This is a genomic window from Pseudarthrobacter sp. fls2-241-R2A-168 (assembly GCF_030209335.1).
Classification (GTDB): Bacteria; Actinomycetota; Actinomycetes; order Actinomycetales; family Micrococcaceae; genus Arthrobacter.
Genome location: NZ_JARVSG010000016.1, coordinates 15,600 through 29,535, shown reverse-complemented (window position 1 = coordinate 29,535; position 13,936 = coordinate 15,600). Strand labels below are relative to the sequence as shown.

The window sequence follows — 13,936 nt, the reverse complement described above, 5'->3', positions numbered from 1 at the left end:
GCCACCTTTTCACCATAAATCCGGCCGCTGCCGGGGTCCAGACCCTCTGAATTCCTGGTTGGGGTTGAGAATTCCGCAGCGTTAACCGGTGGATTTGAGCGGATGATTTCCATTGACCGGGACGATCCCGCACGGGCCGACGTCCATCAGCTCCTCGCAAGAGAGAGGCGATGCAGGCTCGGATCCACCGGAGCGAACCTCCGGGTGGTGTCGCCGTTTCACTTCTTAGGTATAGGGGTTACCGCACCGTTCAATACTTAGGTATTAGGGTATCGAGCGTGCCCGGAAAGAGGTACATTACTTCGTTGCGCCTACTTTCGTTTCGGGTCTACGCTTTGGCATAGCTGGCATTTAGCCGTCGTTATTTCTGGGGTCGACGCTTGCTTTACCCAGCAAAAACTTAAATTCCCCAACAGAAACAGCCGATTAACATGAAGGCTACATCCGCCGGCTTAATGACTCAGGAATTGCCAATCCACGGGACAAACCGAAGTGCGCGTCCAACAAAATTTCCAAGCCTGATAAGGGCCAAGGGCAAGTCCTGGCGTAAATACGTGGCGGTCGCATCATCCGTTCTGGCTGTGTTCGCACTATTTACCCCACCATCGGCAAACGCCGCAGCAGCGACCATCTCTCCGACAATGGACACTTACGTACAGGCGGACAAGGCGACCACCAACTTCGGGACCAGCATCCGTTTATCAACCGAAGGCCGCACCAATATTTGGCGGAACGCACTCCTACGGTTCGATGTCCAAGTTCCCGCCGGCCAACATGTTGTTTCGGCTAAACTGCGGGCCTATTCGGAGACCTCAACAACGTCCACTCAGTTCGTGGATGTTTTCACTACCTCCGGCGGTTGGACCGAGCGGGGAGTCACCTGGAATACAGCACCGGCGCGCGCGACTTGGCTGGGGAAGGCCGGCAGGTTCGCTGCCAACTCCTGGGTTGAGTGGGACGTTACGAAGGGCGTTGGCGCAACGGGTGGCGAGGCGAACTTCAAGCTGGAAAGCAACGCGCAGAAGTGGATCGGCTTCAAGTCCAAGGAATCCTCGAATGCCGCCCTGCGTCCACGGCTGGTAATTACCACCGCAGCCGACACAGTGACCTCCACGGAGGCTGCGGTAGCCCATGGCTGGGGCACACCTGTAACTGGCGACGAGTTCAATTACGCAGGTGCACCCGATGCCGCCAAGTGGACTGTTTACAACAGCCCAGGGCATGCGGGCAACGGTATCCGCAGTCCACAGCAGGTTACGGTGGACGGTTCCAAGATGGTTATCAATGGAACTCCGGATGGCACTACTGCCGGTATCGGCGCCAAATTCGCAAACCAGAGGTACGGCCGGTGGGAAATCCGCGCGGCGGGCTCGGGTGACAATGAATACCACCTAGTGTCCATTTTGTGGCCGGATAGCGAGAATTTGCCCTGCGAGGGCGAAGTTGACTACGCGGAGACGACTGGTGACTGGAGCTTAATCAAATTCTTCCACCACTACGGATGTTCAAATTCGCAAACATCGGGGACAAAGATTCTGGACGTCAGCCAGTTCCACAACTACGCGGTTGACTGGTCTCCGAGCGGGACGGTCGGCTACATCGATGGAGTCAAGTGGTTTGAGGACTACGACCCAACCCACCAGCCTCCAGCGTCGATGCACCAGACACTGCAATTGGACTGGTTCCCGGACGGCACTCCTGACGGCGCTGGCGAGATGCGGGTGGACTGGATTCGCGTTTATGCGGCTGGAGCCTAGGGCGTTTCTCCCTAGGCATAGCCGAATGACGACGGCAAACAGTGACCTGACGTCACACAACGCGACGGCATCCGGATTCAGCCAAACAACGTCCTACCCTTGACAGGTGACTTTGACTAAGATGCGCACCGCCGCCGCGAGCTCGCTCGCCGCCGCCGGTCTCCTGTTTTCCCTCGCCGCCTGCTCCGCGCCGGCCAACCAGCCTGCCGCCTCCGAACCGGCTTCCTCGGCAGCTTCCTCCCCCAGCGCCTCCGACGGGCCCTGCAGTGGCGTGAAGGTTATCGTCGATTCCGGCTCCCTGAAGCAGGCCGCCGCTGACAAGTCCGTGTGCGTGCCCGTGGACGCCGCGACCCCCGCGTCCAAGGTGCTCGAAGAGGCCGATATCAAAACAGTGGGCACTGAGCAGTACCCCAACGAACTGGTGTGTCGCGTGAACGGTGTCCCCGCCGCGGACTTCGACATCAACCACAAGGGCGGCACGTACCGGGAAGAATGCAAGGGCATGCCCGCCGCCTTCGCGTACTGGTCCCTCTGGACCAAGCCGGCTTCCGGTGAGTGGGCCTACGCCCAGGAAGGCCTCGCTACCCTGAAGGTGAACCCCGGAGAGAGCCTGGAACTGCTCTACACCGTCGACGGCGAACCGGCCGCCCCCAAGGCATGACCTTTCGACCCGCGCCGCTGCGCGCCGGCATTGCTCTGGCCGTCGTGTTCATCGCGGCGCGGGTCATCTACCGCGTCCTCTTCAACGGTGCGGGCATTGGCTCGCCCATCCTGCTGGACCTGCCGGCCATGCGGCTGCCGGCCCCGTACGCCCACGTGGTCTTCCTCGGTCCTGTCTCCGGGCCCGGGCTGTGGGCGGCGGTCCTGTCCGCCCTGCCCATCGCCGGGATGTTCATCGGATTTGGCCTGCTCAACGCCTGGGTGGACGTGGCCCGCGGCTTCGTGTTCCTGGCACGCCGCGGCCCCATGCAAGGCATAGCCCGGATGCTTGTGGTGGCATGGGCGGCGCTCCCCGCGCTGGCCGACGCCGTGACCTCCGTACGCCTGGCGTTCCGTTTGCGGGGCGAGCGTTTTGGCCCCCGCGCCCTGGTGCCCGTGCTCGAGCGCACGCTGGAACACGCAAGCCGGGTGGCCGCTGCCTTGGAGCTGCGGGGTTTCGGGAGCCGGGCGGCACATATGCCTGGAGGTAGTTTCGAAGCTCCACTTGTCATCCGGGACGCAGAGTTCCGGATCGGAGACGCGGCCGTCCGCGTGGCCGGATTTACCCCTGCCAGGGGCTCACTTACCGCCATTACCGGGCCCACCGGCTCCGGCAAATCCACCATCCTGCGGGGTATCGCCGGTCTCCTCTCCCACGTCGACGGTGGCGAACTTTCCGGCACCGTTCGCGCCGCCGGATCGGACCGCGCCGCCACTCCGCCGCGCGATACTGCCCGCCACGTCGGCGTCGTCCTGCAGAATCCCCGCGCCGCCTTTGCCAGCACCCGGGTCCGGGACGAAATCTCCCTCGCCCTTGAGTTGCGCGGCATGCCATCCGCTGCCACCAAGGCCCGGGTGCAGGAGGTCGCCGAGCGCATTGGCGTGACGGCGGTGCTGGACCGGAATCTCAGCACCCTCTCCGCCGGGGAGGCAACACTCGTCGCGATTGCCGCCGCGGTGGTGGATCATCCCGCGCTGCTGCTGGTGGATGAGCCCCTCGCCGATCTGGATACCGCAGCCCGCGGCCGCGTCATCTCGGTACTTCATGCCCTCGCCCGCGACGCTGGAGTCTGTGTGATCGTGGCCGAACACCGCGCGGAAGCACTCGTGCCCGTTGCCGATTCCTGGTGGACCATCGACCGCGGCGCCCTGGTCTCGGGTGCCGCGCCCTCCCCTTCGCCCCCTGTTGAGCTCCGTGAATCGCCGGAAGAACCGGTGTACGTCCCGCCCGTACTGACGGCGACAAACCTCGCGGTGCACCGCAAAGGCAAGCCGCTGGTGCGCGATGCGTCCCTGACCCTGCACCGCGGCGAAGTGGTGGCCCTGGTGGGGCCGAACGGCGCCGGGAAGTCGTCCCTCTTGGTGGCGCTCGCGCTCGGTGAAAGTACGGGCGGATCAACTACGTGCGACGGCGGCACGGCCGACGGCGGTCGGGTCGCCCTGGTGCCGGACGCCTCGGATGACCTCTTCACTCGGGATACTGTCGCGGGCGAGCTTCGGGCCGCCGAGCGGCGCCAGGCCCGCCGAAAAGGCAGCGTCCAGCCTGCGCCCGGTTCCGCGGCTGCACGCCTGGCTCGTCTCCGCGGAGACGTCACGATTCCCATCCGGGACGAGCATCCGCGCGACCTTTCCGCCGGAGAACGCAGGATCCTTGCCATCGCGCTGCAGACTATGGACGATCCGCAGGTACTCCTGATCGATGAACCCACGCGGGGCCTCGATCCGGCCGCGCGCGCGGCAGTCTCGGCGGCGCTGCGGGCCGCGGCGGACGCCGGAACTGCCGTCCTGATCGCCACGCACGACCTCAACTTTGCCCAAGGCCTTGGTGCCCGGATCCTCCCGATGAGTGACGGCGTCGCGCCCTCTGCTGTGACGGAAGCCGCCCCGGCTGAAGCCGTCTCCGCACAACCTGCAACAGCACCAAGGATCCCGGCGCCAACGTTCACCGAGGAACCAGCCGACTCTCACAGCGCGAAGCCCCGCATCCGGATGCCGCGGCCCGTCGAGCTTGCAGTCCTCGCGGCTGCAAATCTTCTTGCCCTCGGTGCCTTCTGTTGGCCGCTGCTCGCCGCAGCGCTTCCGCAGGATGCCGCCGCAGCACTCCCCTACGCGGCGCTGGCTATCGCACCCCTCGCCGTCGTGGCCATCGTGCTCTCCCTCGACGGTTCGGTGAGCTCGGCACATACCGTGGCATTGCTCGGCGTCCTGGCCGCGGTAGGTTCCGCGGTGCGGGTGGCGAGTACCGGCGTCGGGGGCGTGGAGGCGGTCTTTATCCTGCTGATCCTGGCCGGGCGGGCATTCGGTGCCCGCTTCGGTATGCTCCTCGGCGCCGCCACCATCGCGGTTTCGAGTGTGCTGTGGGGCGGGATTGGGCCATGGACGCCGTTCCAGATCTTCGCCTGCGCATGGGTGGGAGCGGGTGCCGGCCTGCTCCCCCGACGGGTGCGGGGCAAGGCCGAGCTGTGGATGCTGGCAGGCTACGGCGTGGTGGCGTCGTACCTGTTCGGGCTGCTGACCAACCTGTGGTTCTGGCCGTTCGCGGTGGGCGCGGGCACGGGCATCTCCTACCTGCCCGGCGCGCCGCTGGGCACCAACCTTAGCAGCTTCCTGCTGTACTCACTGGTGACGTCGACGGCGGGCTGGGACACCCTGCGCGCCATCACCACGATCATTGGCATCGCAGTGGTGGGCCGGGCCATCCTCGCCGCGTTCCGGCGCGTGAAGCCGGTCTCCGGCGCGGCCGGGCAAAAGCAGGCTCACTCCACCCAAGCCAAAGACCGGCTTCAGCTCAGGGTCTAAGGACCCCCGAAAATAGTGGCAGGACCAGCCCCTTTGTTGATGACGTGCTTCACGCACCCGCGTATTGGGCGGGGGCATTGGCTTCGAGTGCGGCGTTGAGTTCCTCAAGGGTGGGCGGATTCGCTCCCGGGCGCTGCACGGTGATAGCCGCGGCTGCTGCTGCGGTGTGTCCAAGCTGTTCCAGGACAGCCGGCGCGAAGCCTTCGGTTCCCCGGGTGAGGAAGCCCAGGATCAGGGCGGACATGTAGGAGTCTCCGGCGCCGATGGTGTCTGCAACTGTCGTTTTCACGGCGGGGATGCTGATGGTGGCGGCGGCTGTGGTGAATTGCGAACCTTCAGCGCCTTTAGTAATGACGGTCAACCGGGTGCCCAGTCCGAGGATGTGGGCAGTGGTTTCGTCCAGGCTTTTCCCGGGGTACAGCCAGTGCGCGTCCTCGTCGCTGAGTTTGACGACGTCGGTGAGGGCCACGAGCTCTTCGAAGATGGCTTTCGCTTCGGCGTGGCTGCCGAGGAGGGCGGGCCGGATGTTGGGGTCGTAGGTGATGATGCAGTGCCGGTGTGCCTGTTCCAGCAGGGCTTTTACGGCGCCGGCGCCTGGGCTAAGGAAGGTCGCGATGGATCCCGTGTGCAGGATTTTGGGGAAGTACGCGGGCGGCGTGGGGGCCAGGTCCCAGGAGATATCGAACTCGTACGTGGCAGAGCCGTCCGAAGCGAGGGTTGCCGTTGCCGACGGTGTCCGGGTGAGGGATTTCGAACCGGGCAGGAGTGTGACTCCTGCGCTGTGGAGATGTTTTTCGATGGCGGTCCCCCGGGAGTCCGGGGCGATGGCCGTCAGCAGACCTGTGGTGACGCCGAGGCGGCCGAGTCCGTAAGCGACGTTGGCCGGCGAGCCGCCCGGATGTTCCACCTGGCCGTTTGAGGTTGTGACCACGTCGATCAGCGCTTCGCCTACGACAGTGACGTCAAGTGTCGGGTGAATGTCCTGCCGGGCTGTTGTGAGGTAATCCATGGTCTGTCTCTCGTGGGGAGCTGATGGGGTGGGGCCGTTCAAGCGACGTCAGTCCGCGGACCGGTGGCCTGGTCCGCGGACTGACGTCGGGGCAAGCAGTTGATCAGGCGGTGGCTGCGCCGGTCATGATTGCCACTGCATCGGTCATGTTGTGAGACTGCGGGGTGATGGTGGCCGCGCATTTGCCGAGGCGCTGGATGTGGATGCGGTCTGCCACGTCGAAAACGTGGGGCATGTTATGGCTGATCAGGATGACAGGCAGGCCGCGGTCCCGGAGGTCCCGGACCAGCTGCAGGACCTGGTTGGATTCGCGCACGCCCAGTGCCGCCGTCGGCTCATCCAGCACAACAACCTTTGAACCGAATGCTGCGGCACGGGCGACCGCCACGGCCTGGCGCTGGCCGCCGGACAGGTTCTCCACGGGGACAGTGACGTCCTGGAGGGTGGAGATGCCGAGCCGGGTCAGCTCTTCCTTGGCTTTGCGGCGCATTCCTTTGGTGTCCAGTACGCGGAAGAGCTTGCCCAGCGGACCGGGGATCCGCTCTTCCCGGCCGAGGAACAGGTTTGACGCCACATCGAGCGCCGGCGACACCGCAAGGTTCTGGTACACCGTCTCAATGCCGTGGGCACGGGCATCCTGGGGCCGCTTGAAATGCACCGGTTTGCCTGAGACAAAGAGCTCACCGGAATCCGGGACCTCTGCTCCGGTGAGGCATTTGATCAGGGTTGATTTGCCCGCGCCGTTGTCGCCGATGATTGCCAGGACTTCGCCCGGGTACAGGTCGAGGCTGACGCCGTCCAGGCCGACGACGCGGCCGAAGGTCTTGACGAGGTTCCTGGCCTTCAGGATTGGCTCGCGGGTGGCGGTGTGGGAAGCTGCTGGTTCTGTCATGGTCATGACTTGACCTTTCGGATCCACTGGTCGATGGACACAGCGAGGATGATCAGGACGCCTACGGCGAGTGTCTGGTACAGAACGTCCAGGCCTGCGAGGGAGAGTCCGTTGCGGAAGACGCCGACGATCAGGGCGCCGAGGAGTGTGCCCCACACGGAGCCGCGGCCGCCGAAGAGGCTGGTTCCGCCGATGACGACGGCGGTGATGGAGTCAAGGTTCAGGTCCACGCCGGCGTTGGGGCTGGCTGCGTTGGTGCGGCCGATCTGGATCCAGGCGCCGATGGCCAGGACAGCGCCGGCGGCGAGGTAGACGCTCATAAGGACTTTATTCACGGCGATGCCGGCCAGGCGGGCGGCTTCCTTGTCATCGCCCACGGCGTAGACGTGCCGGCCCCAGGCGGTCTTGCCGAGGATGAAGGCGATGGCGATGTAGAGCAGGAGCATCACGACGACGCCTGTGGAGATCCTGACGCCGCCCACCGGGAAGGTGGTTCCGGTCCAGGTCAGCAGGCCTGGCATTGCCGAGCCACGCACTGTTGCTCCGTTGGAGTAAAGCAGCGTCAGGGCGATGAAGATGTTCAAGGTGCCCAAAGTGACGATGAACGGAGGGAGCCGGAACCTGGTGACCAGGAATCCGTTCACGGCTCCGGCGGCGAGTCCCACGATCAGGCCTGCGAGAAGGGCAACGGGCGCGGGGAGTCCGTTGTTGACGGCGAGCTGGGCCACGACCATGGAGGACAGGATCATCACGGCTCCGACGGACAGGTCAATCCCGGCAGTGAGGATGATGAGTGTCTGGGCGATGGCCAGGGTGCCGACGACGGAAACCTGCTGGGTGATCAGCGAGAGGTTTTCAACCCGCAGGAACCTGTCATTGAGCAGGCCGAACACCACCACCGCAATGAGAAGTACGAGGGCCGGGCTGAGTGCTGGGTAGCGGTGGAGGATGTTGCGTATCCGGCTGAGCGGGGTCTGGCGGTCAAGGAATTCCTCCGCCAGGTCTGCATGCCCGGCGCTTGGCGGGCCGGCGGTCTGTTGCTGGGTCACGTTGGGTCCTGATCTTCGATAGTGGTTTGCTGGCGCGTAGCTATCGCGGAATTGGTGCTCCGGGGAGGCCGGAGCGGAGCGCGGCCTCCCCGGGCGCATGGCTGCGGGGTTCTACTTTCCCCAGCAGATATCGGAAGCTGCTGTGGTGGTGATGCTCTTGATGCCGTCGGCCGGCTTATCGGTGACAAGTTCGACGCCGGTGTTGTAGAAGTCCAGGCCCGGCGAGTTGGCAGGCTTGTTACCGGTCTTGGCCAGATCCACGATGGCCTTCACGCCAAGTTCGGCCATCTTGATCGGGTACTGCTGGGCGGTGGCCCCGATGACTCCGGACTTGACGTTGTTCACGCCGGTGCAGCCGCCATCAATCGAAACCACGAGCACGTCCTTCTCCTTGCCGGCGGACTTCAACGCCTCGAAGGCTCCAGCAGCGGCAGGTTCGTTGATGGTGTAAACAACGTTGACGTTCGGGTTTTTGGCGAGAAGGGTTTCCATCGCTGTGCGGCCGCCGTCCTCGTTGCCCCCGGAGGCCTGGCTGCCCACGATTTCGTACTCGCCGCCCTTGCCGCCGGTGTACTTGCCGGTCTTGGCTTCATCGCCGTTCTTCTTCTTGTCAGCGGTGTCGATGCCCAGCCCGGTCAGGAAGCCCTGGTCCCGGTTGTAGTCCACTGAGACGATCTTGTCGTCGAAGAGGTCCAGCAGCGCGATGGTGGCCTTCTTGCCGCCGAGCTGGCTCGCGGTCCACTTGCCGATCAGCTCGCCGGCGGCAAAGTTGTCCGTCGCGAACGTGATGTCGGCGGCGTCGGCCGGGTCCGGCGGAGTGTCCAAAGCGATGACAAACAGGCCTGCGTCCTTCGCCTTCTTCAGGGCGTCAACCACCGAGGGGCCGTTGGGTGTGATGAGGATGCCCTTGTCGCCCTTGGAGATGGCGTTTTCGATCGCCTGGATCTGCGTTTCCTCATCGCCGTCGGCCTTGCCGGCGGCCAGCTTCAGGTCAACCCCGTCTGTTTCGGCGGCTTTCTTTGCACCGTCCTGCATGGAAACGAAGAACGGGTTGGTGGTGGTCTTCACGATCAGGGAGACACCGACCTTCTCATCAGCGGAGCCTCCGCTGGCTGAGGTGCCACTGGAACTGCCGCCGCAGGCAGAAAGACTGACCGCTCCCAACGTCAGGACCGCTCCTGCCGCGAACAGGCGGGTGGCCATCGAACGGGGTGCTTTGGAAGTCAACATTGAATCTCCTGGTGTTTAAGGCCTTGACCGGCCTCGACAACGATGTCATAGCCGAGGTAATCAGGATCACACGATAGAGTCAATAGGAAACGAACGAGAAGGAGCGACTTTCTTGACAACGATGTCCGATCGTTACCAACCACCCTTGTCCCCGACGCGACCCACGATGCGCCACGTGGCCGCCCTCGCCGGCGTCGGAATCAAGACCGTTTCACGAGTGATCAACGACGAGGCCGGGGTATCTGAGGCCACCCGCCAAAAGGTGCTCGATGCCATCGCGCAGCTCAACTACCAACTGGACGTCACAGCCGGCAGCCTCCGCCGGGCGGGCAGAAGGACCCTCTCCGTTGGCCTCCTGCTGCCCAGCGTTTCCAACCCGTTCAGCGGTGAAATACACCGGGCCATGGAGGATGCCCTAGGCGCCCGGGGAATAGCTGTTTTCGCCGCCAGCCTCGACGACGACCCCAAACGGGAGCAGGCCATCATCGCCGCTTTCCTGGGCAGGCGGGTGGACGGCCTTGTCCTGACGCCGATCGCAAAAAACCAGGCCTACATGATCCCGGAGCACTCCAGAAACTTGCCAATGGTCTTTATTGACCGGGAGCCGGTAGGGGTGGAGGCTGATGCCGTGGTCACTGACAACGCAGTGGGCGCGGGCAAAGCCGCCGCACATCTGCTGGCGCACGGACACACCAAATTGGCCTACCTGGGCGACCGGACAGAAATCCAGACCGCGCGGGAGCGCCGGCGGGGCTTCCTCGAGGAGGTCGCCCGGGCAGGACTTCCCACCTCCGCACTGCCCGTCATCGACGATCTTCACGATGAGGAAGCAGCGCGCCGGGCGGCCCTGGAACTATTGAATTCCGAGGATCCTCCGACGGCCATCTTCTCCAGCCAGAACCTCGTCACCTTCGGAACCATGCGCGCGCTGAAGGAGCTCGGCGCACACAAGCGTGTGGCACTTGTGGGTTTTGACGACTTCACGCTTGCCGACATGATGGACCCCGGGGTTACTGTCATCGCCCAACACCCGGAGCGGATTGGCGTCAAGTCGGCCGAACGGCTTCTGGCCAGAATCGACGGCGACGATCAACCTGCGCGGACCTACATTGTCCCCTCCGAGCTCATCCAAAGAGGCACCGGCGAAATCCGCCCGCCGGCATAACCCCTCCCACAAACTGCGGCTCTGCAAATCCGACCTGAAGAGAGATCATGACCAAAACCCTGTATGCCGAATTCACCGTCAAAGCCGGCAGTGAGGCCCGCGTTGCCGAAATGATGGCCGAGTTGACCCGGCACGTCCGTAACGAACCAGGCAACGAACTGTTTCTTCCCTACACCCGCGAAGAGAATCCCCGGGAATACTTCGTCTTCGAGGTCTACCGGGATGAAGCGGCGTTCCAGGAGCACATCACCGCGGACTACGGAGCCAGGTTCAACGAGGAGTTGGCTCGTCACATCGAAGGTGACGCCTCGGAGCTGACCTGGCTGAACCCGGTCCTATAGCCCCGCTGCACACAGCGGCCAGAGGGTAGGGGTCCCCAAGGCTTTTCCCTCAAAGGCTCGCCCCTTCGCACGTCTCAGCCCCCGTCCTGCGGACGCGGGGCTCGTCGTCCTGCTCGCCCGGCACGGTATTTCAGGCACAAAAATCGGCCACAAAATGACCGTTGACTTGTCCGATAGACATCTTTTACAGTCCATCGCACCGACTGACAACGTTGTCTACTGGTTAGACACGCGCAATGAAGGGCGACACAAGCAACATGAAACAATCCACAATGCGGGGCGCGCGCAGCGTCTCCGCACTGACACTGGCCAGCCTCTCGCTCGCCACTGCACTGGCTGGTGCCTTGCCCGCGTCCGCCGTCGAACCCGGGGATGAGCTGCACCGGCCAGCCATCCATTTCACGCCGGAAAAGAACTGGATGAACGATCCCAACGGGCTCGTGTTCCACAAGGGCGTCTACCACCTGTACTACCAGCACAACCCCTCCGGGAACACTTGGGGGAACATGTCCTGGGGCCATGCCACGTCCAAGGACCTCGTCCACTGGGAAGAGCAGCCGCTGGCCATCTCCACCGACGCCCAGGAGGATGTCTTCTCCGGCAGCGTCGTCGTTGACAAAAACAACACGTCCGGACTGGGCACCAAGGAAAACCCGCCCCTGATCGCGATCTACACCAGCGCCTACAAGGAAGCGTCCCCGCACCGCGGCCTGCAGGCCCAGTCCCTGGCCTACAGCCTGGACGACGGCCAGACATGGACCAAGTACGACGGCAATCCCGTCCTGAACCGGAACTCAGCCAACTTCCGCGACCCGAAGGTCTTCTGGTACGACAACCCGGCCGGCGGAGGCTACTGGGTCATGACCGCGGTGGAATCGCAGGAGCACAAGGTTGTCCTCTACAAGTCCGACAACCTCAAGGACTGGACCGCCCTGAGCGACTTCGGGCCCGCCAACGCCACCGGCGGGCAGTGGGAATGCCCCGACCTGTTCCCCTTGGCTGTTGACGGCGACCCGAACAACGTCAAATGGGTCATGATCGTCAGCATCAACCCGGGCGGCGTCGCCGGAGGCTCTGCCGTCCAGTACTTCGTGGGCAACTTTGACGGCACCACGTTCACCTCCGAAACCACCAAACCAGCCGCTGCCGCCCCGGCCGGAACAGTGCTGGCAGGATTCAACGACGGAACCTACAACGGCTGGACGGTGAACAACGAACCGGGCAACTGGAAGAATGGCCCCTTCGGTGACGCCCCGGCCACCGGCTCCCTGCCCGGTCAGAGCCCGGTGACCGGCTTCGGCGGCAGCGGGCTGATCAACTCCTTCAACGATGGCGACTGGCCCCTCGGTTCCATGCAGTCACCCACCTTCACCGTGACCGACAACTACTTGAACTTCCTGGTGGGCGGAGGCAAGCACCCCCACGTCTCCGACAAGCTGGCCAATAACCCGCCCGACGGCGAGCTCAAGTTTGACGGCTTCGAAGTTCCCGAGGGGACGACGCTGGCCAATGCCGACTGGACCGGCACCGGAGACCTGACCCCCAATTTCCAGCCGGCCACCAGCGGTGGAGACTATTACCTTGGCGCCAAACGGATCAACACGTTCGAAACCGGCACCGTGCCCGGTGACGACCGCCAAGGCACCCTGACATCACCCGAGTTCCCCATCACGAAGAATTTCATGAGCATGTTGGTCGGCGGCGGCAACCGCTCCGCCGACTCCGGACAAACCCTCGCCGTCCAGCTGCTTATCAATGGCAACGTGGTCCGCTCCCTGGCCGGCGACAACGGCGGGTTGTTGAACTGGAAAGGCTGGAATGTCTCCGAATTCGCCGGGCAAAACGCCCAGCTGCGCATCGTTGACCAGGCTACCGGCGGGTGGGGACACCTGACCCTTGACCACGTCATGCTCACCGACACTGCCGCTGTTCCCAGGTCCGATGAAGAAACGGTGAACCTGGTAGTCGACGGCAAGGTGGTCCGTACGGCCACCGGTAACGACAGTGAGAGCCTGGACTGGGCATCCTGGAACGTCAAGGAATTCGTTGGCCGGCAGGCACAAATCAAGGTTGTCGACAACAACCGGTTCGGCTGGGGGCACATTCTCGTGGACGAGCTCACAGCAAGCCCCTCCCCGGCGACGTCCCGGCTGGAGTCCTATGACTGGCTGGATTACGGCCGTGACTACTACGCCGCCGTCTCCTTCGGCAACATGCCCGAGGACAAGCGGATTATGCTGGGCTGGATGAACAACTGGGACTACGCCAACAACATCCCAACCAGCCCCTGGCGCAGCGCCATGGCCCTTCCCCGCGAAGTGAAACTCACCCAAACCCCTGACGGACCCCGCCTCACCCAAAGCGCCGTGAAGCAAGTGGAAAAACTGGCAGGGAAAGCCAGCTACAACGACAAGTTGGGCGGCCCGATTTCAACAGGCACTCACCAGCTGCCTGCACAGTCGGCGGGCCAGTTGCAGCAGGTGGACATCACCTTCGCCCCCGGTACCGCAACAAAATCCGGCATCACCGTCCTCGGCGACGGACAGTCGGCCACCGCCATCGGCTACGATGCCACGACCGGCAAGATGTTCGTTGACCGCACGAAATCCGGCAACACCGCTTTCCACCCGGCCTTCGCATCCGTCGAGGACGCCGCCGTCACGCTGGACAAGAACGGCAACGTCACCATGCGGATTTACCTCGATCACTCCTCCGTGGAGGTGTTCGCCCAGAACGGCCTGAAAACAATTACCGATCAGGTATTCCCCAACCAGGGAGCCGACAAGATGGCCCTCTTCGCCGAAGGCGGTACGGCCCAGCTCAAATCACTCACAGTGACACCGCTGGAAGAGGCGATGTTCCTCCCCGGTAAGAAATAACAACCACAATGTGACCAGCTCACCTGCGAGCTGGAGCTGAGGGGACTGGTCCGGTGACACGCCGGGCCAGTCCCTTCAGCTTTCCCTGGGCACGCTGCGAGATGGCCGGTACTCGA

General features: G+C 63.8%; 10 protein-coding genes. 6 read left to right on the top strand and 4 right to left on the bottom strand.

Features of this window, described 5'->3' with window-relative positions; genetic code table 11:
* The first annotated feature begins 455 nt into the window (after positions 1–455).
* The 3 genes from QRN11_RS11200 to QRN11_RS11190 all read left to right on the top strand — a co-directional run bounded on the left by QRN11_RS11200 (position 456) and on the right by QRN11_RS11190 (position 5,255).
* Positions 456–1,757: a CBM96 family carbohydrate-binding protein gene (locus QRN11_RS11200; RefSeq protein WP_285251009.1), complete on the top strand. Its 1,302-nt coding sequence runs from the start codon at positions 456–458 to the stop codon at positions 1,755–1,757.
* A 106-nt stretch (positions 1,758–1,863) separates the two neighbouring features.
* Positions 1,864–2,418, top strand: coding sequence for a hypothetical protein (locus tag QRN11_RS11195; protein WP_285251008.1), 555 nt, complete (start codon positions 1,864–1,866; stop codon positions 2,416–2,418).
* A complete protein-coding gene (locus QRN11_RS11190; protein WP_285251007.1) occupies positions 2,415–5,255 on the top strand; it encodes an ATP-binding cassette domain-containing protein in 2,841 nt (946 codons plus the stop codon). The genes QRN11_RS11195 and QRN11_RS11190 overlap by 4 nt, the downstream gene beginning before the upstream one ends.
* A gap of 49 nt (positions 5,256–5,304) precedes the next feature.
* Here QRN11_RS11190 and QRN11_RS11185 read toward each other — a convergent pair whose 3' ends face one another.
* The 4 genes from QRN11_RS11185 to QRN11_RS11170 all read right to left on the bottom strand — a co-directional run bounded on the left by QRN11_RS11185 (position 5,305) and on the right by QRN11_RS11170 (position 9,435).
* Positions 5,305–6,264 carry a carbohydrate kinase family protein gene (locus QRN11_RS11185; RefSeq protein WP_285251006.1) on the bottom strand — a complete coding sequence of 320 codons (960 nt, stop codon included), beginning with the start codon at positions 6,262–6,264 and terminating at the stop codon, positions 5,305–5,307.
* Between the two features lie 103 nt (positions 6,265–6,367).
* A complete protein-coding gene (locus QRN11_RS11180) occupies positions 6,368–7,162 on the bottom strand; it encodes an ATP-binding cassette domain-containing protein (RefSeq protein WP_142056840.1) in 795 nt (264 codons plus the stop codon).
* Complete coding sequence (locus QRN11_RS11175) at positions 7,159–8,205, bottom strand: ABC transporter permease (protein ID WP_091423744.1); 1,047 nt, start codon at positions 8,203–8,205, stop codon at positions 7,159–7,161. The genes QRN11_RS11180 and QRN11_RS11175 overlap by 4 nt, the downstream gene beginning before the upstream one ends.
* 111 nt (positions 8,206–8,316) lie before the next feature.
* Positions 8,317–9,435, bottom strand: coding sequence for a substrate-binding domain-containing protein (locus QRN11_RS11170; RefSeq protein ID WP_285251005.1), 1,119 nt, complete (start codon positions 9,433–9,435; stop codon positions 8,317–8,319).
* A gap of 166 nt (positions 9,436–9,601) precedes the next feature.
* On the opposite strand from QRN11_RS11170, the gene QRN11_RS11165 reads away from it, so the two are divergent.
* The 3 genes from QRN11_RS11165 (at position 9,602) to QRN11_RS11155 (ending at position 13,820) form a co-directional block, all read left to right on the top strand.
* A complete protein-coding gene (locus tag QRN11_RS11165; protein ID WP_285251146.1) occupies positions 9,602–10,600 on the top strand; it encodes a LacI family DNA-binding transcriptional regulator in 999 nt (332 codons plus the stop codon).
* A gap of 47 nt (positions 10,601–10,647) precedes the next feature.
* On the top strand, positions 10,648–10,941 hold the full coding sequence (locus tag QRN11_RS11160; RefSeq protein WP_285251004.1) for a putative quinol monooxygenase: 294 nt from the start codon (positions 10,648–10,650) through the stop codon (positions 10,939–10,941).
* 257 nt (positions 10,942–11,198) lie between these two features.
* On the top strand, positions 11,199–13,820 hold the full coding sequence (locus tag QRN11_RS11155) for a GH32 C-terminal domain-containing protein (RefSeq protein ID WP_285251003.1): 2,622 nt from the start codon (positions 11,199–11,201) through the stop codon (positions 13,818–13,820).
* The last annotated feature ends 116 nt before the right edge of the window (positions 13,821–13,936 follow it).